Here is a 23,843-nt window from a genome sequence, read left to right as displayed (position 1 = left end):
CCTCTCCTGCTGAATACATTTTAACGCTTAAGTTTTGCACAGGAATAGTAATAGTAGCTACTACAAATGGTACACGTAATAAAGGGATAGATCTGTGATTGGTGACGACATGTATGATCGTCAAACGGTTTTGACAAACTATGATAAATGATGTTTGTTTATACTATGTTTATCATTTTTGGTGATCTTTTTGAAAGGGGTTTTATGAAGAATGGTGATTGATTGGTTAGAATGGTTAGGTTATTTAGCTTCGTTTATTGTCCTCATTTCTTTATTAATGAGTTCAATCATTAAGTTAAGATGGATCAATTTATTAGGGTCTAGCTTATTTTCACTATATGGATTTTTACTAGGTGCTTTACCAGTTGGGCTTATGAACTTAGGGATCGCGATCATTAACATATATTATCTTGTGAAAATATATAGTGCTAGTGCTAAAAAAGAATACTTTAACATTCTCTCTATTGAAAAGGATTCGGAGTACTTCGACCATTTCCTAAACTTCTATAAAGAAGGAATCAAAAAGTATGCAGACCCTTCTGAATTAAAAGCAAACACATACGAAATTAGCTTTTATATTTTACGAAATATGGTTCCAGCAGGTGTGTTTTTAGGATCTAAGCACGATGAAAGCACATTGAAGATAGAGCTCGATTTTGTTACTCCAGAATATAGAGATTTTAAAACCGGAACCTTTGTTTATGAAGATCGTAAAGATCACTTTTTAGAAAAAGGCTATAACAGGTTAATTAGTTATTCATCAAATGATGATCATATCGATTATTTAAGAAAAATGGGCTTTAAGGAAAAAGAAGAAAACGGAAGTAAATATTTCGAAAAACTTTTAACGAAATAGTCCACTAAAACAACAAGAAGCTGTTATTCAAGGCTTTTTGTTGTTTTTTGTTTGCGGTGAGTGACCTTACTTCCACGGTCTCGTTATTAAAAGTACAACCCAACGTGACGTGTTAAGACTTGACTCACTTCCATTTAGGAAGTTAGCCATTAAACATATGTTTTATTGTTAAGAAAAGGCATATTCATCCATTAGGACGCTGGTATCTTTACTTTGGCCACTATGATGCAAAATGAGTGGTTAGAATGACAAATATTTGGTACAAGAAAAAGAAAGCACAAGCTAGGTAAACGAGCCAGCGTATCCTTTTTTGTTTATAATTGTTAATCATGCTGGCTAAAAACCACATTCCAAGATATAAGAATATGGCAGAACTAATAACCTCGATACCATCTAATCCAATTTGATACATGGAAATGATAAAGATGACGAAGATTATACCACCGATCCCGAGCACTTTTAATGTCTTTGTATTCATTTTATCGATTGTTTCTGACCTTTTTTGTACACCTGTTCTCAAGTCAACTCACTCCTAGCAGTTACAGTCCATACCTCGCTAAATACTATTTACGGTTAAAAGCTACGAACGTTTCAAAATACAGAATCTCAACGAAATATCAATCTACTTAATATACTACCGTTAAAACGTATGAACAGAAAACTACAAAGATACAAGATACTAATGATTCCGTAAATGGACGGAATATCTGGCATAGTAATCATGAAAAAACTCATAGGTAAAGACCATAAAAAAGCAACAAACATCCATTTCTGATTTCTTTTTAAAGATGAAAGGATAGCTAAACACGCTGGTAAAAACAATAGTAAAAACGGATATGGAAGTGTGCCTGCTATTGTAGAATTATTATAAGGGTTTAAATAGGTAAGATTAATCCAAATAATAATGGCTACTATTCCTCCCATCAAGCCTAATATAGATATTCTGTTGATGATGATAGTAAAACTCCTTTCTCCTCTTGTTCTCTCCAACTTTCCTTATTACTTTTCAATTGTTTGGCTTTCGTATTCGCCTTCAAGGTCAGAGCAAGAACAATCGTCAAAATAAGAACAACCCGATAGCGTAAATAGAAATAATGTTAATAAAATAATGAAACTGATTATTTTCACCTTTTGTCCCACCCTTATCTTACTTATTAAAACGCTATTTCTTCAAAAACTTTAAGTATACCTCTTGCTAGACTACTTCCATATTTCGTCTAATTTATCCGAATAGAAATGGATTGCTTTTTTATAACTAAAAATTTCAGCATCGTTTGTCGTATCTATTAAACATTTTAGTAACAATTCCATCGCTTTACTATGATCGTTTAGATTATATAAGGTCATTGAATAAAATACTTGAATTGCTTTATTGTTCGGAAACAATTCGATTCCTTTTAGAAATGTATTTCTTGACTTATCATATTCTCCTAACGTCCTATATGTACTGCCTAACCCCAATAAGGCACCTTCCAAATCTTTTGGAGGTAAGCCTAACTTAATCGCACTTTCGTAATAAGGTACTGCTTTCGCTTCTTCTCCTAATATGTCGAAGCTCCATGCACATTGATAGTTAATCGAAGCATCATTTGGAAACTCACTTACCAATTTCATAAGTAATTCGTTAGATCCTTTGTGGTTTCCGCTTTTCCGTAAATCAATCGCTCTATCTAATTCATTGATCATTACTTCCCTCTCCAATACAATTTCTATTTATTCCTCTAAAACCGCCACGATCCTTGATCATGAATAAGTCACGAATGACATTTTCATATTAACATAAATTTCCTTTAACGTTCAGGTGCCAGTCACTTGTCGAATTCGACAAGTGACTGGCACCTAATCCTTCTCAACTAATTTATCTCGATTTGCTGCTAACGGCGGCTGTTCCATCCAACCTTTTTTTATCATCAATTTAGCTCCTTCAGTTGCATACTCAGTAGCTTCAGCCAAAATGCGAGCATACATAAGGCCGATGTCTTTTCTTTGAGTTTTAGCAATTGCCATCCCATAGTTCCCTATACCAGCTTTAGCTAATAAACTTACATGAAACATCAGCAGTCGATCAGAAAATGGTGAAACAGTGATTTCTGTTACCTCACTATCATACGTTTTAACGGTTGGGATATCTTCATTTAACAATACATCATTAAACAACTGAATATACCTGTGAGCGATGTCTTTTCCTTTTAATATATACTCTTGAATTTGTTTATCTTGTGATACTTGTGAAAATGCCATGCTCGTTGCTTTTCCGAGTGCATTCCCCTCTGCGATCGTAAAAAGTTGCGATATTTCATGAACGGTTAACGGACGATTCGATTCGAAAAAGCTTCCCAAAAATTTCTTACTTTCGACAACGTCAATACTTTCAGGAATGGGAACCAAAGGAGGTCGAGTGTATAATCCTTTAGAAAGCATTAGATCTGTGGCTTTGATCTCGATATCTTTTAAGTTATCGATGAAACCACTGAACAATGTTGTCACATCATCCCTTGTCACTTCCGTAAAAGCATTAACATGCATTAACAAAGCAAACTTAGCCATGTTTTTAATGTAATTAATATAGTAAATATCCGAAAATAACCTTGGGGCATTTACATTAATGTCTTCGATTTGAATTCCGTTAGGTATAGGGAAATTATCTTTATGAAAGATAGAACGATATTGATCCATTTGTTTTTTTGATAAAGTGTGACAAGTTTCTACTAGTTCTTTAATATCAGGATCATCAATGTTTTGTAAAAAGTATTTAAACATGTGGTGAACGAGCGATTCGACTAAATAACCATTCCAAAGACTTGACACCTCTACTGAGGTTAATGGTTGACTATTATGGGTTGTGGCTGCATTACGTGTCATACCTATCTCCTTTTACAATAATTCATTTTATTTATAGTTTAGGGTTTGATTATTCGTTACACTTCATACAAAAAAATTAAGTGCCAGGCACTTGTCGAATTAAAAGAGGTAAATGAATTTAGGTGTGCCCTCAAACTTTACAAGTAGAGCGCCGAAGGCCTTATTCAGGATCCCCCTCATAAAGGGAAGCTTTAAGCTCTTTTTTATCTACAGTTATAAAAAGACAATTTCAAAAACATGAATAAAAACTAGGAAACATATTCATGGAGTAAAGGGGGAATTCGTTATTAAACAACTAAAATACTTAACAAAAGAAGAAAAGTACCTTTACGAGACATTACAAAGAGAGCGGAAGCATTGCAAAAACAACGCTGATTTAAACGAATTAGAAAGAAAATTAGATGCCTTATTACAACGAGCCAATGAGAGATATTACAAAGAACATGGTTCAAAATAGTACAGGTGCCAGTCACTTGTCGAATTCGACAAGTGACTGGCACCTAAATCTTCAAATGTTTTATAAAAAATTCTTTCGTATCTTGGTGGGTAAGTATATCTACGACCTTATTTTTTTCAATAAGCGTTACGTCACTTATTTCATGATCATTAGGAATAAGTGCGTGAACATCCCCAAAAAACTCTACGAGAAACATTGTCGTTTCCTGTTTGTCGTAACCTATTTTCACTTTAACATCCTTTGGAAAATCAAAGGAAATTTTCTCATCAAACACTTTTACAATTTCATACTTTGTTGAACCTGTCTCTTCATGTAATTCACGTACAATCGCATCGGACAGATCTTTATCACTTTTTTCCACGCCACCTTTTACGAAGTCCCACTCACCTTTAACAGTTCGTTTCCCTTCCAGTGTATTGACCTTCGTTTTATGTACTAGTAAGAATTTATTTTTTTGAAAAACAATTGCACCGACTGCTTTTCGAATCATCGTTAACACTCTCTTTTCGGCTCTTCATTTAATTAAAAACGTCAAATGGTACGTTCCAAAGAACATAATCACTCGTATATAACCTAGAAGTTACAACGACGTCCTCTTCATCTTTTTCAAAAATATAACCAGAACCTAACTGATCTTTAAACACCCATTCTTTTTGTTCCATAAAATCGATCATCACCTTTTTTTGAGAATTGGCGATGTTCTTTGAAACAAACCTTTTCTCTTGTTCGGTCTTACCAACGTAAATATAATCATCTTCCGAAAACTCAAGTTTCGTAATAGCTATTAAAATATCAAACGTGTTTTCTTCTTGAGTTAGTGCACTTCCAAACTTCATACCTAGTAAACTAACAACGATTAGTAATATAAATACAATAGCTATTAGTACTTTTTTCATTTCCTTCACTCCACAATTTTGTATCTTTCTAACGTAAGAAAGCATATGGGATATTTGTTTAAAACCTAGGTACCTTGGTGCTTACAAAAGAATGTATCACAATTCAACACCTATCTTGTTACTCCCACCTCTTTAGTTTAACATCATTTTCCATTTAGTGAAAAATAAAAAGCCGTAGTTGTGCTTATACACGCATTAAAATGTTCACTATGTTGCGCACACTTCTTAGCTAAAATTGATATGATAAAAAGTCGAGTATGAAACCATTACGGTTTCATACTCGACTTTCAATGCCAACTATTGGTTATCAGAAAGACTTTATACATTATTGATCATTTAATTGTTGTTGATTTTTAGGATTTAATGGTTCTGCTTTTCGTTCTTTTTTTGCTTTTTCTTTATGTGCGCGATTTGCTGCTGCACTGCCTAATTCTTTTGAGAACTCAGTGTCTGATTTACTTGGGTCAAATCCCTTTTTATTTTTTTGAGCAGCGTTCGTTTTACCACTTCTTTTTGCCATACGTATCACTCCTTCTCTTTTATTATGAAGTTAAAGGAATGGAATATACATGGAAAGGTGCCAGTCACTTGTCGAATTCGACAAGTGACTGGCACCTTGCATTAAAAGCTTTCTTCCAATTCATCGACAATACGGCCGACGTTGGCGATCGCTTCACTTATGACTTTCGTTGAAGACATATCAAGTCCCGCCATTTTAAATAAATCGAGGCCGTCTTTCGTGCCGCCTTGTTTGAGTACGTCTGTCCATTGTTCACCAACCGCTACACCTTCTTTTTTAATGCGTTCTGCAATAACGGTAGATGCAGAGATCCCAACAGAGTACGTATATGGATAAAGGCCCATATAGTAGTGAGGCTGCCTCATCCACGTTAGCTTTGCACCTTCATCAATCTCAACGGTATCTCCCCAGAATTCAGAGAGGATCTCCCCTTTAGTCTCACTAATTGTTGCCGTAGTTAAAGGTTGCTTTTCCTCTGCCATCTTGTACAACCTTCTTAATAATTCTGCTTCCAAAACGTGCGTAACACAGTTATGGTGATAGCTCATCATTAAGTACATATTTAACCAACGGTGTAGCCGTGTGTCGTCCCTTGTTTTTCGTAAATAATCAACGATTAAATGTTCAATTAACGTTGAAGGTGACTCGACGAAAAAGAGAGCCATCGAATTATTTATTAAGCGTTGGTTTTTATGAGCAAGTGTAAAATGAATGGCATGGCCAAGCTCATGACCTAATAGTAAAACGTCAAATAAGTTTCCACCCCATGGATAGAACGAATACCCATGCACACCGTGAACACCGCCACCAAAAGCAATCATTCTTCGTCCAACATTATCTGCACGGTACACCCAACGTTCTGAAAAAACACGGCTCATAAGCTCTTTATATTCTGTACCGAGGACACCAACTGCTTCTGTAATGATTTCCCCCGCTTCTTCGTAACTAATTTCCGGATCAAAATCAGGATCTAACGGTGCCTTAACATCAGCAAAACTTAAGTGATCAAGTCCTAATTGGCGTTTTCTTAATCTCGCATATCGCTGCATGTGTGGAGATAGTTCCTTCTTAAACGTATCGAGAATTTCCTCAAAAAACTTAGAAGAAATGTTATCACTGTCAAAAGATGCATTCGCTGGAGAGGCGTATTGCAAGTGCATATCAATTGCAGAAGAAAACCCTCTCAACTTCGCTAATGACACATTCTTTTGAATTTCTGCTGATAAGGTACTCGCTAGACTATGCTGATATTTCTCTAACCCTTTTGACAATGATTCATAAGCATTCCGACGCAAAACGGTATCTGGCGACGTTTCAACTTGAGTCATGTACATAAACAAAGAAATCGGCACTTCTTTTCCATCTTTATTTCTCACCGGATCAAATGTCATATCTGATGCAGTTACTGTTTGATAAAGATTGCTTGGCGTTTGTAACGTATGCCCAAGTGACGTTAATACGTCTTCCATATCAGAAGGTAACGAATGTTGACGTGTTTTTTCGATCCGCTCGAGAAATCTATCAAACGTATGTAATTCTTTCTCTTCATTTTTAAATTGTTCCATTTTTTCTTGAGGTACCTGGATGAACGCATTCACATAATTTGTTTTTACTTGGTTTGCCTTCTCATGTAAAAGTTGCGCTCTTCCCATCATCATTTGGTTCTGTGAATTTGTACTATCCTCGGTGTATTTATACATTGCATAGCTATTCACTTTTCCTAAGTTAACGAGTAACTGATCAAACGTCTCAAGCGCCTCTAGTACATCACTAGCGCTTGATAAAACAACGTTTTTTTGTAAAAGAACATCCACTTCTTTTTCTAGTTCATCATACGATCTTTCCCACATGGCATCATCTTTAAAAATCGGCGTAAGATCCCACGTCTCCTCGATTGGTACTTGGTCACGCGTGATTTGATTCATCATCAAACATCCTCTCTAACGAAAATATAAATATTTCGAAATATGAAATAACTTCTAATCTAACTATTCGATTTTTTAACTGAAATTCCTCCATCATTTAGAGAGCGATTAATAGACGTAATGACAACATCAATCTTCCAATAGGGCGATACCATTTCGTTTCTTAAAAAGTTTATAAAACAAATAAAACATGACTGCAATAAGTCAATACAGCTGAACCGAGCATGATTAATAATGAAAAAAGCCAATACACTGCCTTGTAATGTGAGAGCATAATGTAATTGAACACAATAAATATGAGAAGCACGAAACCTGGATACCATGGAACTAAATGAGGATTAGTCCAAAAAACTCCGAACAAAATATATAGAAAAAATACGATCGCTCCCACACCAATAAACATATTACCAACGATCCAAATTTTATTCCTCACCTAAACACCCCAATCGTTATGGTTACTATCATATTAACAAAGTTCTAACGATTTTTTTATTAAAAAGCGCCCTCTCCGGCATTTGACTGCGGTTTCATATTATTCAACATCAACTTCCTTTAATAAATCAATTTCATAATTACGTTTTTGGCGCAGTGAAACGAATGAAAATGTACGTTTTATTTGCACTATCAGAATTTATAAATTTATGGTCGATAGATAAGTGCCTCTTCCTCTTCAAGCACTTCTTGGAAGATGATGCGTCGAGGCAGCTCGATGAATATTCGGAGAAGCAAATGCTCGTTGCTCCTGCGCCGCTACGCTTGCTCGTCGCAGCTCGAAGGGATTTCGAAGAAGCCGTTGCTCGGTGCTCCTGCGGTTACTCGTCGCAGGTGAAGAGTACTAAGAATCTCTTTAACGAAAAGCCAAGTTTTGTTTAGAAGTGAACGTAACAAAAGACGGCGACTCCCGGAGGATCAGCGCAGTCTGAAGATCCACTTAGCGAAGAGTTGTTGAGCCTAAGTTAGCTGAAGACAAGCCCTCGGGAAAGCGTCCGTCAGAAGTGAAGTTCACACTCATCATTCGGAATTTCGCATCATATTTTGAGTTATGAAATTGATTCAATATGTAAAAAAATGACTATCACATTAGATAGTCATTTTAGGCAACATGTTTAAAATAATTGTTTTTTAAAAGGCTGTACAAAGGCGTTCACAGAAGTAAGCCTATGTTTATCTTACACCCCACCTAAAAACACGTAAATGATGATATTTGTCTAAGGTCTATACCGAAATACACCCACGAAAATCCAGTCCACCTGTAGCCTGCTACAGATCTTCGTCCAACAAAGACTGGATAGAACCAAAATTGTTGTCTATTCGTTAACCATACATACGTATAGCGGAACATACATCTACGAATAGCTCCTGGATCAACTGCAAACAAGCCAACGTCTGCTGTCGGAGCCGGTGTAAATGCTGGCGGTGGAGTAGTTGGTGGCCCAAATGGTGGTCTTCCTGGCGGAGGTCCTGGTGGGCCAAAGTCCGGTTGCCCTGGTGGTCCGAATGGCGGTCTTCCTGGTGGCGGTCCTGGTGGGCCAAATGGAAAGCCAAACTGGCCTCCTATCCCGCCGATAAACGGTATACCAATTTGAAACAGCCTTTGTAGATCATCACCTTCACTCAGATGCTGTTCCTCCATTGGTTGGAAGTCATTTCGTGAAAAATCACCACAACAACTTCCATCAAATGATTGTTGGTTAAAATTATATGGGTACAAGTGAATTCCTCCCTATATAGGTGATTAACATGTAGGTCAATATCATCCTATGACAGAGCTAGAACAAAACATCTTGTACCTACATAAATAGGCAATAGTTTATAGAAGTGTGTAATGAAGTTCTGTTGAATGAAGAGAGTCATTTTTTTGTTTTACCGTATGATATTCAAACGGTACTAATAATAATATACGTCTAATTACTAAAACCCTTATGTTATCTGACTTCGATCTCTGAATACTGATGTCACTTAGGTTGAAATTAGTTAGATAAAGTAAAATAAAATTTCTATATTGAAGCATTCTAAACTCATGGAGGGTGAATGTTTTATAAAAGGGAAATTATTCGGGCAGGGATTTTTGAGTTTATAATTAGCCGTTGTATTAGTGCTTTTGCCCATCATACTTAGGAGACAATCGATAGAAGATTGGTTAATTGTTTATTTATTCAATGCTTTTACAAACGGAGTCGTTGATAATATTCTCACATCCCTTTAAGTTAGCTGAAGACAAGCCCTCGGGCAAAGTAGACACCATGAGTGCAAGCTTCGTGCAGCAGGAATGGATGTCGCACTTGTACTCGGAGTGGTGAAAGCGTCCGTCTGAAGTGGAGTTCACGCACATCATTCGGAATTTCCCATCTTATTTTGAGTTATGAAATTGATTCAATTGATAATTAGAGAAAAGACTCGTAAAAAACTGAAAGGAATTTTATGGATAACTTTAAACCAACAAATCGCCAACGTCGTTTTAAAGCTCATGTTAGTGCCATTGGTACAACACAGCTACATTTACGAAATCCATATATCATCGCTTGGTGGTCTGCAGCCTTTCCTGGTTTCGGTCATCTTCTTTTATCGAAGTACATTAGAGGTTATGCTTTGTTTATTTGGGAAATTCTAGTTAATAATATGGCTAATATCAACCTGGCTATTGTATATTCTTTTACAGGTAAATTGGAATTAGCGAAAGAAGTGTTAGAACCTAGGTGGATGCTGCTATATCTTCCTGTTTACTTTTTTGGAATATGGGATGCCTATCGGACCTCCGTTGATATGAATAAAGTATTTATATTATCAGAACGTGAAAATGCAGATTTTAATTCCTATACAATTGGTGCTTTAGAAATTAACTACTTAGATAAAAGAAGACCGCTCATGGCAATATTATGGTCCCTATTTACTCCAGGATTAGGACAATTATATATCCATCGCGTACTTACTGCCATTTTCACGATGGCATTTATGATCATTTTTGTCTATTTTTCGAATGTTCTTGTTGCAATACACTTGCTTTTTTTGGGGGATACTCATAAAGCAACACAAGTGATAGATCCTCAATGGTTCTTGTTCATACCATCACACTTTGGATTTTCAGTATACGATTCTTATGTGAACACAGTTGAGAATAATAAGTTATTTGAAAGCGAACAAAGGAAGTACCTAAAAGATCATTACCAGAAACATCGTGTGAAAATCCCTTAAAAGTTGCTGAGGTGAAATGAAGTGCAAATCTTTTCAACCTTTGAACACTCATCATATCTCGAATTAGCCATTACATCTTTAGAAAAAGTCGGAATAAAAAAAGAACACATTCTAGCGGTTCCTCTCAATAACCGCGTAGAAGAAAGGAGATTGTTTGATACACTTCATAGAGCAGATGGCATTAGTTTATTTGATAAGGGTGCAGCTATAGGGACAGCTTTTTCTGTCATTGGTGCAAGCATTGGTTTTGCGTTAGAATGGGGACCTATTTATTGGGGGTTAATTGGAGCAGCTGTAGGTTTCACTTTAGGCTTTATCATCGATTACATCATTTTTAAAATCGTACATAAAAGAAAAAGAAAAATAAAAGGGAAAAAGTCAGAAGTTGTTTTAGTTGTAGAGTGTCCAAATGAGTTAGTAGAAAAAGTAGAAGAGGTATTATGGGAACACCTTGCATTGGGAGTTGCTAAGGTAGAGAGTTAGTTTAGAGCGAGCATTCCAACAAACAGGTTACGTATTTCCTACATCGTAAATTGTCAAATACAATTGCTGTTACTTGATTAACATTAGACCGTTAACAAAAGTCATGGAATTGAATAATCATATAAAGACATGGAAACGATATGGACAAGAAGGAGGAACAAAAGTGAGTCATTCAGCACAATTAGCAGATAAAGTGGTCTCAGATATGAAGGATCGCAACGATAAAGCAAGAGAACAAGCGAAAGAATCGTTGAAAAAATAAAGGCAAGTGTATGGAAAGGTTTCTTTTAACCGAAGTGTGGAGTTTTCTTCATGCTTTTTTGAGTACATATAATATTTTTAACGGAAAAGCTTGTCCTACTTTACCATCCTCCTCCCTCTTTTCGTATTTTTCATTTTTTTAACGAAAATTTATTTAAGAGTTCACAGCAAATCCAAAGAACTTCTTGTGTGATGGTGACATTTAATTTGCCCATATCCGTATCTACACTTAACTTGTCTCGGTTCGAGGCATCTAAATGCAAAGACATAATCCATTCTGAGCCATCTTGCAACATTCGTTTCCAAGATATAAAGTCCTTTAAAACATAGGGATCATCTTGTGAGCTAGTCATGGACTGAATATATTTATTTTGCCCTACTTGAAAAGGAATAAACTCATCAACCTCCGCTTTATTGATCCCATACCCTCCAATAAAACGCAAACCTTTTGTCGCAACTCTGTACAGTGTGTAGTTCACCCCAAAATTGATGTTTTCCAAATGAAACTGTTCGTTAACAAGTAGGTTTAATTTCGTTTTTAATTGATATAAAACATCAATCAGCAGATCAGACTTTTCTTTAAAAAACAAAGCGATTTCTTCTGATTCGTCTAATCGTTCTAGTAATGTATATATTGCTTCATTTTTCTCTTCAATGGCATGACTTTTTTCATCTACCAGCTTTTTATACGTCGCAAGTTCACTCTCTAGCTTTTCTTTATCACCGCTTAAATCCCGTTCCAATTGTTCCTTTAAGGTAAAAAGAAAGTCCTTTTCTTTCGCCATGGAAACAAGCGATTGAAATTCTGTCTTTTTCCTTTTTTCATACACACCAAGATGAAATAGGTCACTGCCGACCGTACTCATTTCAGTTAATACTAATTGTCGAATGTAAGATCCGGCTAAAAACGTCATGATGCTGGACAGGACAACGAACGAACTCATTGGCAAATCCATCAGATGTTGAAAAACTTCAGTGATATATCCCGTGATTCCGGCAACAGAGATCCCGAAAGCGGTCATCATTCCTCTTATTGAACGGAGTTTTCTCCATAGAAAAATACATGTATTACGTAAAATAAGTCTAGGTGTTGCTTTTTCAGTCGTTTTCGACGATTCATAAAGGGCGTTAAGCAGCTCATTTAACTCTTTCGAGAGCACATTCAGCTGATGTTTTGTTTCAGGTTTCATAACCCTCCTCCTGTAGGTTCATCGTGATGTATGATTCGAAACATTCGCTTCAACAGCTATAAAACGACAACAACTTACATATAGGGATGGGTTATCAAATTTATTCAAAAAAACGACAAGTATACCTATACTGCACAAATGGGTACGTTTCTCCTAGAAGGGACGAGGATCGGACGTGAACCCACTTCACCGCACGTGAGAACATATCACCGCACACAAGATCAATTCACCGCACGCAAGATCAATTCATCGCACACAAGATCAATTCATCGCACGTGATACGAAAACACCGCACGCGAGACAACATCATAGCACCCGAGACTTTATCTCCGCACGAATAACGCATGCAACACACGTAAGATCCATAATTAGTATGGGAACAGAATTTGATCTAAATACTAGCAATAAAATCAAGAAAGTTTATTAATAAAAGCAGGATTTTGTAGTTTTCTATCGAATTAAAACACTTTGAAAATAATCTAAAAGGACGTGATTAACCTTGATTTTAAAGAATCGCTCTTTTCCCTCTATTATTTTAAAGTTGGAATCTTTAATTCGGAGGGCTAAGCTCTCTAAAGTTGAGTATGACGAAATAAATGAAGAACTTGGTCGATGGCGATCCGGTTACATAGGTGAAGAATCACTAAACTATTACTTCAACCAACTCCCTCATAATGAGTATTTCATTCTGAATGACCTTCGACTACCAATAAATAACTATCATACACAATTCGATAACTTAATTCTGACCCCCTCATTTTTCGTTAATTTAGAAGTAAAAAATCTTAAGGGAAAACTAAAGTTTGAACACGAATTCAACCAGTTAATTCGTATTAATGATGAAGGAAAAAATAATGTGTTTGAGTGTCCAATCAGCCAATCTAAAGCCCAAAAAGCTAAATTCATTCAATGGCTAAAGAAAAACAATGTACCTTCGATCCCTATAAAGTCACAAGTTGTTCTTACCAATAAAAATGTAAGTATAATTAATGAGCTTGATGACAAAGTAGTAAGAGAAAATGTAATCCGAGCATCACAACTCCTTTATTATCTCCAAGAACTTAATTTTAAGTACAAAGAAACAAAGCTCTCGCTGAATGAGACCAAAAGAATTGCAGTACAACTAATGAGAGCGCATGAACCACTATTATTAAAATCGGCTGAGCATAACATCCCCATCAAAGACATTACTACTGGTGTCCATTGCCCCAATTGTTCACACATCTCGATGATTAAACATTATAAAAGTGGCTGGTCTTGTCCAAAGTGCCTCTATTTTTCTAAAGATGCTTACATCCCTACGTTAATTGATTATTATTTTCTTATATCCCCGACAATTACAAACTCTGAATTTAGAAACTTTCTTCATATAGAATCTAGGTTTGTAGCACATAGATATTTATCTTCTTTGAACTTACCATTATTGAGTGGTGGAAAGTATACAAAATACGACTTACGACCACTAGTACATCAATTTATAAAAATTTATAAGGATCACGAAAAACGAATGCGGGAGTGGGCTAAGTTACAACTTAATAATCATTAAGTTAGAACACACGCGAGGCAACATCAGCGCACGTGAGAACATTTCACCGCACGCGAGATCAATTCATCGCACGTGAGGCATCATCACCGCACGCGAGATCAATTCACCGCACGTGAGGCAACATCACCGCACGCGAGATCAATTCACCGCACGCGAGATCAATTCACCGCACATGAGAACATTTCACCGCACGTGAGAACGATTCACCGCACGTGAGGCATAATCACCGCACGCGAGATCAATTCACCGCACATGAGAACATTTCACCGCACGCGAGATCAATTCACCGCACGCGAGACGAAACCATCGCACATGACAAAAATTCCCCTTTGAAAAACATGATTACAGCAAAATGCGAATACGATTAGTATGACACTAGATGAAATTGGAGGATTGTATGATACAAATATCAGGAGTCCCTTTTCAACCTAATGAAAAAATGGAGCTTGATAGCATTGAACAGTCAATCATTCAATCTATGCAGCATGCTCCCACAAATTATTCTTATCAATCCGAGAATGAACTTTTGTTTGAACTCAACGTACGAAAGAACATGATTAAAAGTTCGAACGTGATGAGCGACGGTGAATCAGAATTTACAACGTTTGAATATGCCTACTGTAATCCAGAGTACTGGCAATTAACAATGCAAGGTGGGTTTCTGTTAAGGCCAGGTGTGCAACCTGCTGATGCGATTAATGACATTTTCAGAAACAGTTCACTCTATGGATTTGAATGTGCAACAGCTGCTGTTATTATTTTTTACCATGCCGCTTTAAAAAGTATTGGCAGAAATTTGTTCAATTCTTTGTTTCAAAATCTTTACCTTTATAGTTGGCATACCGATTCAGACCTTGGGATCGTCACTTTTTATACGGATTATTTTATACCCGGTGATGTCGTTTATATTAATAATCCTGATTTTCATGCTAGTACACCTTGGTTTCGAGGCTTAAATGCAGTCCTTTTAGAAGATGGTCGTTTTTTTGGACACGGATTTTATATACGGTCAAAAGAAGACATTATTGAGTTTCTTAATGATTATAGGAGTCCTGGTAGCCAACAATCCGCTTACTTGTCTAGGTTAGTGACAAGACCTTCATTTAACCATTTATTCAACTTGACGAATCAACAAACACACTTTAGATCATACAAATCTCAGCAACCGATTGTACATCATAACCAATGTTCCATATCATGTGTACGATATCTATATTATCTTTCTAATGGTAGTTAATAAAAAAATTAGAAACAGACTTTCCATATAACGTTATAGGTGAGTACCTAGTAAAAAAACTGAATGTAATCTCGCAAAACCCATTACACTCACCCATTTTTCATATAGACGGGCTCACATTTCATCTTTCCGAGTAGTATGTAGGTATAAGCATAATATGCATACTAACACAACGAAGGGAAGTGTGAGAATGTATTCAAACGTAAATGCAGCGCCGACTCTCGGAGCAAATGTTCCACCTAATGTATCTCCTATGCCAACTGAAGTAGCACCTGCTTTTGGTTATGGTTATGACCATGGCTATGTTGCCCCAACTTATAAGCCGAATTTCACGTTAATTGTCGTGTTGTTTATCTTATTAGTGATTATCGGTGCATGTTGTTATTACTATAAAGATTATAAAGATTGCTAATCGTTATGAATTAGTCCCTGAACGGGTTCTTCACCCGTGCAGGGACTAATGACATTTATCAGAGTTTTATTACTTGCGAATTTCATCATTTACTTGCGACTTTTCACATTTACTTGTTTTTTTAAAATAATGGCTCTGTTAAAGTTCAGTGTTGATATGCAGTATTATTTTACAATTGTTTCATTTGTGAGAAGCGAAGGTGGCGACTCCAGCGGGAAAAGCACGAGCTGAAGATCCACTTAGGAAAGAAAAAATCATTTTCTTTTCTAAGTTAGCTGAAGCCGTGCCCGCGGAAAGCGTCCACCGAGAGCGGATCACAAAATCAACAACCAACTTTAACAAAGCCAAAATAATAATAAAAAAAGAGAACTTCCCCATTTGGAAAGTCCTCATCATTAACAATTATTCTTTTATTAATAACGCGACGCATTCTACGTGAATTGTATTAGGGAAAAGGTCAACGGGTTGAACCATTTTTAACGTATAACCGAATGGCTCAAGTTCTTTAATATCTGTCGCAAATGATTCTGGATTACAAGATACATAAACAATGCGATCTGGACCGGAACGACCAATTTTTCTCATCACTTTCCCACCCGCACCAGAGCGTGGCGGATCCAGTAACAATAGCTCTGGATTACCAAAGCTCTCTAACACTTGATCAATTCCATTCTTTGCATCTTTTGCTAGAAAATACGTGTTTGAGACCCCGTTATCTTCTGCATTCCGTTTCGCAGATTCGATCGAACTCTCTACGATTTCAATACCAGCAAGCTTTTCAACACGGCTCGCAAATGGTAGAGAAAAAGTTCCTACTCCACAGAAGAGGTCTATCATTTTTTCTGTTTCCTTTGGTGCCCCTATTTCGAGTGCGAGCTCCACTAACTTTTCTGCTTGCGTTGGGTTTGTTTGGAAAAATGTATCAAACCATAGCCGGAAACGATAGCCTGCCATTTCATCATAAATATAATCACGACCTGCAAGGACATGAGTTTCTTCTGTTTGCACACGGTCTGCCCAATCTGTATTTACCATCCACATCAAGCTTTTCACTTGTGGGAACTTTTCACCGATTCGTTCTACTAAATCATCAATCGCTTTTTGCAAGTTTCCTGAAGGAGGTTCTGTCGCAAAAAATGCTAGCATCATTTCTCCAGTCGCAAATGATTGTCTCACCATTAAGTGACGAAGTAATCCTTCATGAAGGTCTTTGTTATAGCCTTTTAATTCATGCTGTTTCACCCATGCAGCAACTTCCATCGTTGCTTCAACCATTTCTTTGCCGGCAATTAAACATGTCTCAAGTGAAATCACTTTACGCCAATTCCCTTGCTCGTGTAAACCAAGTTCACCATCTGGCGAGAACGTAAACTCCATTTTATTACGATAATGCCACGGATCATCCATGCCAATTGTATCTTGAACAAGACTTGGGTCAAAATCTTCAGAAGAAACTGCCTCTTTCACATGTTCTGTCTTCTGCTTCAGTTGTCCTTCGTAACTCCAATGCTGCCATACACAGCCACCACATTTTTCAAAGTGCGGGCATTCAGGAACGACTCTTTCTGGGTGTGCTTCTAGAATACTATCAGGCATCGCTTTTCTTTTTCTACGTTCAGGTTGATCGACAGTCACACGCACCGTTTCTCCAGGTAGCGTTTGTGGAATGATTAGCTTTAACTTCTTTGGATTATATCCATTATTTTCACGCCAGACCGCAGCTAAGCCTGATCCTTTTCGGTCTAATTTATCTATTTTTGCATCAAACGTTGGTCCGATTTGTTCAGTCATGATGGTCCCTCCTTTAAATCCTTAATCTATGAAAGAAGCGTGGGGACGGTTCTCCTGCTTCATTAATCATGTAATAACGTTTAAAGATACGTAATAACAGTTCGTAAATGGAAATTCCAGGTTACGATTTAACTTATAAGCATCGTTATATAATATCGTGAAATAAAAATAAAACGTAACTGAAAAATAATAACATAATTTTTGTCGTTGGAAAATCTTTTTCTCTAGATATAGGTTTTGTTCATCAATTTTTTGGTTTTGTTCATCACTTTTGAGATTTGTTCACCACTTTTGTGGTTTGTTCATCAATTATTTGGTTTTGTTCATCACTTTTCGGGTTTATCCCTTAAAAAAAGAAGCGTGAACGATATGCTCCCGCTTCCTATAGATATGTAACATTAACTAATATAACCTTGTATGATATAATGCTAGACCTACTTCTTTATGTAAAAAACTAAATTGAAACAGGAATGAGTCAAATATCTAAGGAAAATAGATTTCAGTCGTCTTCTCATTAATAGATAACAAAAAGAAATTTGGAAAAGTTGCATCAACAACGAGATGTTCGTTTTGATCGATCGAAAGAGAATAAATGATTTCGTTATTTTTTGAAAAATGAATGCCGTCATCGTCAGCATCGATTTTATGAAAAACAAAGGATTCGCATCGACTAATTCCCCGTCGTTGTAAAAATTTAAAACCACTTGTTTGTTTTTATACATTAACAATTCTGATACATCTATATTACTTTGCACAACAAACACCCTTTATCTAGGAATCTTCTAAAACGACTTGCGGGGACCCGTTCACTTGTCACATACAAAGCGAATAAATGTATATTAACTTAAATATCTTTCCCTCTTACTTATTGAGAGAATCGAGAATAGGTAACAACTCTTCAAGGTGTTTAATTTCAAAATTAGGCACGATGTCCGTTCTGTCTTTGTTCTCACGATTAATCCATACCGACTTCATCCCCACTCGGGAGGCACCAAGAATATCCGTCATCAAATTATCCCCAACCATAATAGCCTCGTCTTTATCGATGCCCATTCTTTCTAATGCGTGCTCAAAAATCGATGGATCCGGCTTACCTATCCCAAATGCTCCAGAAATAATAATATGATCAAAATATGGAACAAGCTTAGGAGTGATATCTAGCTTTGTATTTTGTAAATCCGGAGAGCCGTTTGTTAAAAGCAAAAGCTTATAGTTCTCCTTAAGCATATCAAGAATCTTAAAGGACTCTTCATAAACAAAAGGATTCTTTTTTCGTTCGATTGGAAATCGTTCTGCAAGTTCATAACCTAAATCTTCATCTTCAATACCTAATTGTATTAACCCTTGTGTCCACGCCGCTTTTCTGTATGTAGGCACAATTTGTTTCATTTTACGAAAATCATTATGGTCATCTAAGAAGTTCCCCCATAGCCCTTCAAATGGGTTAATCCCGATTTTTTTTGTGAAATCATAGGTTTCATATGATGCATATAAATCAGAAGCTGCTTTTCGTACTGCAACTTCTAATTGATCAGGGTCAATTCTGTACCTTTTTTGAGCAATTAGACATGTAGCTTTAAAAGCTTCTTTTACACTTTTTTGATCCCACAATAATGTATCATCCAGATCGAAAAATACGGCTTTGATCATCTATTTCCTCTCCTTTTTTCAACAGTGACGAAAACGGTGTATCATGAGAACTTATTTTTGAATGAGCTACCTTGAAAATAAGTTTATAAAATTATGGTTTGGAAGCACATGTTACTTCGCTTTCCACGGGCACGGCTTCAGCTAACTTCGGCTCGTTGTTCCTGCGATTACTCGTCACAGATAAACAGTGCTCCTGCGGTTACTCGTCGCAGCTCGAAGCAGTTCGAAGAAGTAATGCTCGTCGCTGTTCCCGTAGGAGTCTCGCCACGTGCTTCCAAACTAAACATTAAATATAAATTGAACTAATTTTCATGCTTCATGGTGCGAAAATCACTTCGCATGAATGTCTACCAATAAAATAACACTTACAATAACTGAATCCCAGACCTTTTACACTCATCGATTATTTCTTTAGACCAGACAGATGCTTGAACTTCTCCTATATGAGCTTTTCTTAAGAGGAACATACACACTCTTGATTGACCAATCCCTCCACCAATCGTATAAGGGAGTTCGTCTTCTAAAATCATCTTGTGATACTCCAACTCCAAGCGTTCTTCACAATGAGCTGCTTTTATCTGTCTCAGTAATGAATCTCGATCGACTCGTATTCCCATAGAAGAAACTTCAAACGCTTTATCTAAAACAGGGTACCAAAAAATAATATCACCATTTAGCTGCCAATCATCATAATCAGGTGATCTTCCATCATGTTTAATACCTGATTGCAATTGATCACCGATCTTAGAGATAAATACAGCTTTTCTCTCTTTCGCAATCGCGTTTTCACGTTCTTTTGGTGTTAAGTGAGGATATTTATTTTCTAATTCTTGTGTCGTGATAAAGCTAATCTCGTCAGGCAAAATAGGTTCGATATAAGAATACTTTTCAGATAAATAGCACTCAATTTCCTTAAAAACTTTATAAATCTGTCTAACTACATCATGAAGCTTTTTTTCCGTTCTTTCTTCTTTAGCGATAATTTTTTCCCAATCCCATTGATCGACATAGATCGAGTGAAGGTTACTTAGCTCTTCCTCTGCTCTAATCGCATTCATGTTTGTATAGATTCCTTCTCCTTGGTTGAATCCATAATTGTTTAACGCCATTCTTTTCCACTTCGCTAATGAATGGACAATTTCTACTTTTGAATTTTCAGCACCCTTTACATTAAAGGAAACAGCCTGCTCAATACCATTCAGGTTATCATTTAAACCTGTTTCAGGCTTTAGAAATAACGGTGAAGATACGCGAGATAAATTTAACTCTTCCGAAAATGCCTTCTTAAAATAATCCCTTGTAAGTTTAATCGCTTCCTCTGTTTCTTTTACATTTAATGTTGCATGATACCCTTTAGGTTTAATTACAGTTGTCATCATTTTTCCTCCCTTTAGCTTTGCTTGAAATTGTAAATACGCTATGTTTATTTGATGAATCGCTTCAGGCGCTCGATTGCACCTCTTGGCACAAGTGCGATATCCGCTTATGCTTCACTTCGTTTGCATTCACGGTGTCTTCTTTGCCGCGGTCAACGTTTCAGCTTCCTCTGGAAACCAACCCTGCCGGATAAATCTTGTTGATATTCCCGCAGGAGTCGACGTCTTCCGCTACAATTTAAAATAATATTCGTCTTTTTCATCTAAAATACGATTTATGAAATTAGCTCCAATAAAAAAACCTTCCCTCCCCATAGATTATTAGGGGCGAAAGGTTTTCGCGGTACCACCCTGATTTTGCTAAATTATTAGCCTTCATTCGTTAGTGAATGCGTAACGTGCATTTACGTTCAGACCTACTTAGTTTCAGCCTGACTACTCCAAAGTGTTTTTCATCATGCGGAAATACTAGTTCTCAGCAACCACTAGCTCTCTGTAAATTCTCGTACACAATGAACATGTCTTCTTCATCGTATTTGAATATGATGTGCAATAAATTCATTTATCTGAAAACATTTTTTAACACTTTACACGATTAAACTATAAAAGTCAAGTGCTTATATATTGTAAAAATTCATTTGTTTTAGAGAAATATTATTGAACTAAATCATCACAGCGAAAACCCCACACACAGAAAGTATATATGAAAAAACTTCATTTTATGTCTTCTGCAATTTGATTTGTCACATCCCTTGTAATTCAATGCTTTTGTTTAAGGTCAGTGTTGGTTTGATGAATCAAAGTAATGCAATTCCTATTCTATCAGTTTCCTATACTTTTTGTTTTTCTCCTCAAAGTAGTATTAATCAACTAAATTTTCAGTTATTATAACAATATTATGAAATTTAAAGGTGGAAAATCTAACCATGAATAAACAACGAATAATCAGCTTATTTCTCGTTATAATCGGAGCTACTTTTTGGGGGATTGGCGGAACTGTTTCACAAAAACTCTTCCAGGACTTCGCGATCGAAGTGAATTGGCTAGTGACGACACGATTACTCATCGCCGGGTTATTACTCTTAACTGTTCAATATGTTTTCAAAGATCGTTCTCAAATACTAGGCGTCTGGAAAAACCGTAAGACCGCCGTCTCATTAATCATCTTCGGCTTACTCGGTATGCTAGGGGTTCAATATACATATATGGCCTCAATTCATCACGGTAACGCTGCAGTTGCCACGTTACTACAATATTTAGCTCCTGCAATGATCATTATTTATTTACTTTTACGTAAACTAACGGTGTTAACAAAACGGGATGGAATCACCGTTTGTCTTGCTCTAATCGGTTGTTTTTTCTTACTCACAAATGGCTCACTTTCACAATTATCTGTCCCCCCGCTTGCAATCGTGTGGGGAGTTTTATCTGGGGTAGCATTAGCTTTTTATACGTTATATGCCGTTCCCCTATTAAAACAGTATGATTCCCTTGTCATTGTCGGCTGGGCAATGACAATCGGAAGTGTTGCATTAAGCTTTATCCACCCTCCTTGGAAAATGGACTTTACAAGCATATCGATTGAAGCCTATTTTTACCTCATATTCGTGATTATATTTGGAACGATGATCGCTTTTTGGTTTTATATCGAAAGTTTACAAAGTCTTTCAGCACAAGAAACAAGCCTTTTAGGCAGTTTAGAGCCACTCGCAGCTGTTTTAACAACAGTCTTTTGGTTAAGGGAACCATTCGGCCATTTCCAATGGCTGGGGACTGCTTGTATCATTGGAATGATTATCATGCTAGCTTTATATAAAAACTCGTCTTCAAAGACTAGCCAACGCCTTAATCATAAAAAGTCTTTAAGAGTCAGTTAATCGTGACTGACTCTTAACTCTTCTCTGATAGTATCACAACGGGAGCGACAGATTTTTAAACTATCACTACAGTTTTCCAATTATTAAGCCCTGCTTAACTGCAGGAAATATCAGTAACTCTGATGAGGTAAAACAACGAATCGTTGAGTTGCAAAAACAAGACAATGCGTATGAAGCCATCATTAATACGCACACTTTACTAGTGAGTTACGTCTTCAATCGTATGAGATTATAGTTAAAGCAAGCATATTCATTGATGGGGATAAAGATATTCAAATATAATATTGATGGTTCACCATATTATATTAGTCGTCACACCACACATAAAAAGGAGATATCATATCAATGGCAAACGAAACGAACACAAGCAAAAATGAAGAAATTTTAAAGGCATTTCATTTTAGACACGCTACGAAAAAATTTGATGCGAATAAAAAAATTTCAGATGAAAATTTTCATCTCATTTTAGAAGCAGGTAGATTATCTCCGAGTTCGATCGGATTGGAGCCATGGAAATTTGTCGTTGTACAAAATGAAGATTTAAGAAAGAAGTTAAAAGAAGTTGCATGGGGTGCAAGTGGGCAATTACCTACTGCAAGTCATTTCGTTGTCATTTTGTCACGCAACGACGTCCGATACGACTCTGAATACGTAAAGGATCACTTACGCAACGTAAAACAAATGCCGGAAGATATGATTGAACAAGTGCATGATCGATACAAGTCCTTTCAAGAGAAATTTCACTTGCTCGAAAGCGATCAATCTTTAACTGCTTGGGCCTCTAAGCAAACATATATCGCTTTAGGCAATATGATGACAACGGCTGCTCTCATTGGCATCGATTCTTGTCCAATTGAAGGGTTTCATATTGATGCCGTCAATCAAGTACTAGATGAGGAAGGTTTACTTGAGGATGGAAAATTAAGCGTCTCTGTCATGGCTGCTTTCGGTTATCGTGCGGAGGAGCCACGTCCTAAAACGAGAAAAGAGATGGATCAAGTCGTAGAGTGGAAATAAAGTAAGTGTCTAGTTCTATATTCTATAAAAACACAGTTTACGCCATTGGGTGCAGGTCCTCGTTTTCCAACGCGGGGGCAGTCACCCTAACCAGTCTCATCTCCCCCCTTTTAACTTATTCATATCTCAGTTTCATAGGTTTACATAATATTATTATAGTAAATACAATAAACCAGATGCTCGTATAAAAAGAAAGAGAAAACTCTCCTTATCGTGAAAAGTATACTACTTAAGTTAGCTGCTTGAATTCGTCCAAATCTACTTTTTCATTATTAAGCTTTCCCTAGTACTAAAG

At 36.6% G+C, this 23,843-nt stretch carries 20 protein-coding genes and 1 other annotated feature; of the genes, 8 read left to right on the top strand and 12 right to left on the bottom strand.

Going from position 1 to position 23,843, the window contains the following annotated elements; genetic code table 11:
• The first annotated feature begins 211 nt into the window (after positions 1–211).
• Positions 212–856 carry a YgjV family protein gene (locus LGQ02_RS10475; RefSeq protein WP_226518092.1) on the top strand — a complete coding sequence of 215 codons (645 nt, stop codon included), beginning with the start codon at positions 212–214 and terminating at the stop codon, positions 854–856.
• A gap of 220 nt (positions 857–1,076) precedes the next feature.
• Here the strand turns inward: LGQ02_RS10475 and LGQ02_RS10470 are convergent, their stop codons facing one another.
• From LGQ02_RS10470 to LGQ02_RS10435, 8 genes are all read right to left on the bottom strand, one after another.
• A complete protein-coding gene (locus LGQ02_RS10470) occupies positions 1,077–1,376 on the bottom strand; it encodes a hypothetical protein (RefSeq protein ID WP_226518091.1) in 300 nt (99 codons plus the stop codon).
• 680 nt (positions 1,377–2,056) lie between these two features.
• A complete protein-coding gene (locus LGQ02_RS10465; RefSeq protein WP_226518090.1) occupies positions 2,057–2,542 on the bottom strand; it encodes a tetratricopeptide repeat protein in 486 nt (161 codons plus the stop codon).
• A gap of 153 nt (positions 2,543–2,695) precedes the next feature.
• Positions 2,696–3,718 (bottom strand): DUF3231 family protein, encoded by a 1,023-nt coding sequence (locus tag LGQ02_RS10460; protein WP_226518089.1) that lies wholly within the window; start codon positions 3,716–3,718, stop codon positions 2,696–2,698.
• Between the two features lie 500 nt (positions 3,719–4,218).
• Positions 4,219–4,665, bottom strand: coding sequence for an NUDIX domain-containing protein (locus tag LGQ02_RS10455; protein ID WP_226518088.1), 447 nt, complete (start codon positions 4,663–4,665; stop codon positions 4,219–4,221).
• A gap of 28 nt (positions 4,666–4,693) precedes the next feature.
• Entirely contained in the window at positions 4,694–5,071 is a 378-nt protein-coding gene (locus tag LGQ02_RS10450; RefSeq protein ID WP_226518087.1) for a hypothetical protein, read from the bottom strand.
• 325 nt (positions 5,072–5,396) lie between these two features.
• Entirely contained in the window at positions 5,397–5,591 is a 195-nt protein-coding gene (locus tag LGQ02_RS10445; RefSeq protein WP_226518086.1) for a hypothetical protein, read from the bottom strand.
• Between the two features lie 101 nt (positions 5,592–5,692).
• Complete coding sequence (locus tag LGQ02_RS10440; RefSeq protein WP_226518085.1) at positions 5,693–7,519, bottom strand: M3 family metallopeptidase; 1,827 nt, start codon at positions 7,517–7,519, stop codon at positions 5,693–5,695.
• Positions 7,520–8,696: 1,177 nt separating this feature from the next.
• Positions 8,697–9,227, bottom strand: a complete 531-nt coding sequence (locus LGQ02_RS10435; RefSeq protein WP_319003531.1) for a hypothetical protein — start codon at positions 9,225–9,227, stop codon at positions 8,697–8,699.
• A gap of 710 nt (positions 9,228–9,937) precedes the next feature.
• Here LGQ02_RS10435 and LGQ02_RS10430 point away from each other — a divergent pair.
• Positions 9,938–10,708: a hypothetical protein gene (locus tag LGQ02_RS10430; protein WP_226518084.1), complete on the top strand. Its 771-nt coding sequence runs from the start codon at positions 9,938–9,940 to the stop codon at positions 10,706–10,708.
• Positions 10,709–10,729: 21 nt separating this feature from the next.
• Positions 10,730–11,191 carry a hypothetical protein gene (locus tag LGQ02_RS10425; protein WP_226518083.1) on the top strand — a complete coding sequence of 154 codons (462 nt, stop codon included), beginning with the start codon at positions 10,730–10,732 and terminating at the stop codon, positions 11,189–11,191.
• 392 nt (positions 11,192–11,583) lie between these two features.
• Here LGQ02_RS10425 and LGQ02_RS10420 read toward each other — a convergent pair whose 3' ends face one another.
• Complete coding sequence (locus tag LGQ02_RS10420; protein WP_226518082.1) at positions 11,584–12,642, bottom strand: hypothetical protein; 1,059 nt, start codon at positions 12,640–12,642, stop codon at positions 11,584–11,586.
• Positions 12,643–13,141: 499 nt separating this feature from the next.
• Between LGQ02_RS10420 and LGQ02_RS10415 the strand changes: the two genes are divergently transcribed.
• The 3 genes from LGQ02_RS10415 (at position 13,142) to LGQ02_RS10405 (ending at position 15,837) form a co-directional block, all read left to right on the top strand.
• On the top strand, positions 13,142–14,188 hold the full coding sequence (locus LGQ02_RS10415) for a nuclease-related domain-containing protein (protein WP_226518081.1): 1,047 nt from the start codon (positions 13,142–13,144) through the stop codon (positions 14,186–14,188).
• A gap of 397 nt (positions 14,189–14,585) precedes the next feature.
• The gene (locus LGQ02_RS10410) at positions 14,586–15,425 is read left to right on the top strand and encodes a protein-glutamine gamma-glutamyltransferase (RefSeq protein WP_226518080.1); all 840 of its coding nucleotides are present in this window, start codon (positions 14,586–14,588) and stop codon (positions 15,423–15,425) included.
• 190 nt (positions 15,426–15,615) lie between these two features.
• The gene (locus tag LGQ02_RS10405; protein ID WP_319003530.1) at positions 15,616–15,837 is read left to right on the top strand and encodes a YjcZ family sporulation protein; all 222 of its coding nucleotides are present in this window, start codon (positions 15,616–15,618) and stop codon (positions 15,835–15,837) included.
• Positions 15,838–16,239: 402 nt separating this feature from the next.
• Here the strand turns inward: LGQ02_RS10405 and rlmD are convergent, their stop codons facing one another.
• The 3 genes from rlmD to asnA form a co-directional block, all read right to left on the bottom strand.
• The gene (gene rlmD / locus LGQ02_RS10400; RefSeq protein WP_226518079.1) at positions 16,240–17,628 is read right to left on the bottom strand and encodes a 23S rRNA (uracil(1939)-C(5))-methyltransferase RlmD; all 1,389 of its coding nucleotides are present in this window, start codon (positions 17,626–17,628) and stop codon (positions 16,240–16,242) included.
• A gap of 861 nt (positions 17,629–18,489) precedes the next feature.
• Positions 18,490–19,278 carry an HAD family hydrolase gene (locus tag LGQ02_RS10395; protein WP_226518078.1) on the bottom strand — a complete coding sequence of 263 codons (789 nt, stop codon included), beginning with the start codon at positions 19,276–19,278 and terminating at the stop codon, positions 18,490–18,492.
• 365 nt (positions 19,279–19,643) lie between these two features.
• The gene (gene asnA, locus LGQ02_RS10390; RefSeq protein ID WP_226518281.1) at positions 19,644–20,654 is read right to left on the bottom strand and encodes an aspartate--ammonia ligase; all 1,011 of its coding nucleotides are present in this window, start codon (positions 20,652–20,654) and stop codon (positions 19,644–19,646) included.
• Positions 20,655–20,974: 320 nt separating this feature from the next.
• Positions 20,975–21,194: a binding site (T-box leader), on the bottom strand.
• A gap of 386 nt (positions 21,195–21,580) precedes the next feature.
• On the opposite strand from asnA, the gene LGQ02_RS10385 reads away from it, so the two are divergent.
• A complete protein-coding gene (locus tag LGQ02_RS10385; protein ID WP_226518077.1) occupies positions 21,581–22,531 on the top strand; it encodes an EamA family transporter in 951 nt (316 codons plus the stop codon).
• Between the two features lie 345 nt (positions 22,532–22,876).
• Positions 22,877–23,548 carry an NAD(P)H-dependent oxidoreductase gene (locus LGQ02_RS10380; protein ID WP_226518076.1) on the top strand — a complete coding sequence of 224 codons (672 nt, stop codon included), beginning with the start codon at positions 22,877–22,879 and terminating at the stop codon, positions 23,546–23,548.
• Positions 23,549–23,843: the final 295 nt, after the last annotated feature.

The sequence above is a fragment of the Bacillus shivajii genome, assembly GCF_020519665.1.
GTDB classification, from domain to species: domain Bacteria; phylum Bacillota; class Bacilli; order Bacillales; family Salisediminibacteriaceae; genus Bacillus_CA; species Bacillus_CA shivajii.
The sequence above is the reverse complement of the archived record's forward strand: the minus strand, read 5'-3'. Positions and strand labels throughout refer to the sequence as shown.

Coding starts and splice junctions, on each gene's coding strand:
- LGQ02_RS10460 (WP_226518089.1), bottom strand. CDS start 3,718: ATGACACGTAATGCAGCCACAACCCATAATAGTCAACCATTAACCTCA.
- LGQ02_RS10420 (WP_226518082.1), bottom strand. CDS start 12,642: ATGAAACCTGAAACAAAACATCAGCTGAATGTGCTCTCGAAAGAGTTA.
- LGQ02_RS10440 (WP_226518085.1), bottom strand. CDS start 7,519: ATGATGAATCAAATCACGCGTGACCAAGTACCAATCGAGGAGACGTGG.
- LGQ02_RS10385 (WP_226518077.1), top strand. CDS start 21,581: ATGAATAAACAACGAATAATCAGCTTATTTCTCGTTATAATCGGAGCT.
- asnA (WP_226518281.1), bottom strand. CDS start 20,654: ATGACAACTGTAATTAAACCTAAAGGGTATCATGCAACATTAAATGTA.
- LGQ02_RS10455 (WP_226518088.1), bottom strand. CDS start 4,665: ATGATTCGAAAAGCAGTCGGTGCAATTGTTTTTCAAAAAAATAAATTC.
- LGQ02_RS10430 (WP_226518084.1), top strand. CDS start 9,938: ATGGATAACTTTAAACCAACAAATCGCCAACGTCGTTTTAAAGCTCAT.
- LGQ02_RS10380 (WP_226518076.1), top strand. CDS start 22,877: ATGGCAAACGAAACGAACACAAGCAAAAATGAAGAAATTTTAAAGGCA.
- LGQ02_RS10445 (WP_226518086.1), bottom strand. CDS start 5,591: ATGGCAAAAAGAAGTGGTAAAACGAACGCTGCTCAAAAAAATAAAAAG.
- rlmD (WP_226518079.1), bottom strand. CDS start 17,628: ATGACTGAACAAATCGGACCAACGTTTGATGCAAAAATAGATAAATTA.
- LGQ02_RS10395 (WP_226518078.1), bottom strand. CDS start 19,278: ATGATCAAAGCCGTATTTTTCGATCTGGATGATACATTATTGTGGGAT.
- LGQ02_RS10405 (WP_319003530.1), top strand. CDS start 15,616: ATGTATTCAAACGTAAATGCAGCGCCGACTCTCGGAGCAAATGTTCCA.
- LGQ02_RS10465 (WP_226518090.1), bottom strand. CDS start 2,542: ATGATCAATGAATTAGATAGAGCGATTGATTTACGGAAAAGCGGAAAC.
- LGQ02_RS10475 (WP_226518092.1), top strand. CDS start 212: ATGGTGATTGATTGGTTAGAATGGTTAGGTTATTTAGCTTCGTTTATT.
- LGQ02_RS10450 (WP_226518087.1), bottom strand. CDS start 5,071: ATGAAAAAAGTACTAATAGCTATTGTATTTATATTACTAATCGTTGTT.
- LGQ02_RS10410 (WP_226518080.1), top strand. CDS start 14,586: ATGATACAAATATCAGGAGTCCCTTTTCAACCTAATGAAAAAATGGAG.